This window comes from Acidilobus sp., assembly GCF_049973875.1.
Taxonomy (GTDB): domain Archaea; phylum Thermoproteota; class Thermoprotei_A; order Sulfolobales; family Acidilobaceae; genus Acidilobus.
Genome location: NZ_JBMFJI010000091.1, coordinates 1 through 761 on the forward strand (window position 1 = coordinate 1; position 761 = coordinate 761).

General features: G+C 55.5%; 1 protein-coding gene. It reads right to left on the reverse strand.

Features of this window, described 5'->3' with window-relative positions:
- Position 1 precedes the first annotated feature (1 nt).
- Positions 2–637: an archaellin/type IV pilin N-terminal domain-containing protein gene (locus ACP5H1_RS08500; protein WP_427974096.1), complete on the reverse strand. Its 636-nt coding sequence runs from the start codon at positions 635–637 to the stop codon at positions 2–4.
- Positions 638–761 lie beyond the last annotated feature (124 nt).

The window sequence follows — 761 nt, forward strand, 5'->3', positions numbered from 1 at the left end:
CTCACCCAAGGTCTATTATTGTGTTGCTCACGTTGTTAGGCGGTATGGTCCTGGCTACAGATATAGCCCCTCCTATGCTTGGCGATATAGTTACAGTGAAGCTCTTGTAGGCAGGCAGCCCTGAGGGTAGATAGATCACCAGCAGGGCCTGGCCATAGGGGCCTAGCACGTATGGGGTTATGTTGCCGTGTATGAAGTAGACCTCTGCTGCAGTGGTGGTTGTATAGGTTGACTGCATATCAGAGGCGATCGTAGATAAGGGGACCGAGGAGTTCACCTCCAGTAAGTTATTAACTCCTTTGTATATGTTGGCGTAGCTTCCGCTTGGAGTTATAATCGACACCTCCATAAGGCTCGGCGCGAAGCTGACGTAGCCCGTGCCGGGGGTCACTCCGAGCGGTATGAATATGTCCTGCACCTCACCGTTGCTGTTCACGTACGCCATGACGTTGCCGTCCACCTGGAGGGCCGTGGACGACTCCTGGAGGCCGCTCTCCATGCTCTGCTTGGCCTTCTGGGCCGAGGTCATGCCCATGTCGAGGACCACGAAGGCCACCGCCGCGGCCACGAGGACGAACGCTATGAGGATTATGGCCGTGTCTATGCCCACCATGCCTCTCCTGCTTCTCCTGGGCATGTCTCAGACCAAGGGATGTTAATTGACATCGGTAAGATATAGGGATTCACGTGGGGCCACTTGACAAGTGTGAGGGGCCTAGGCTGACCCCTGTAATACCTCAGGCCCTGCAGGGTATTACGGT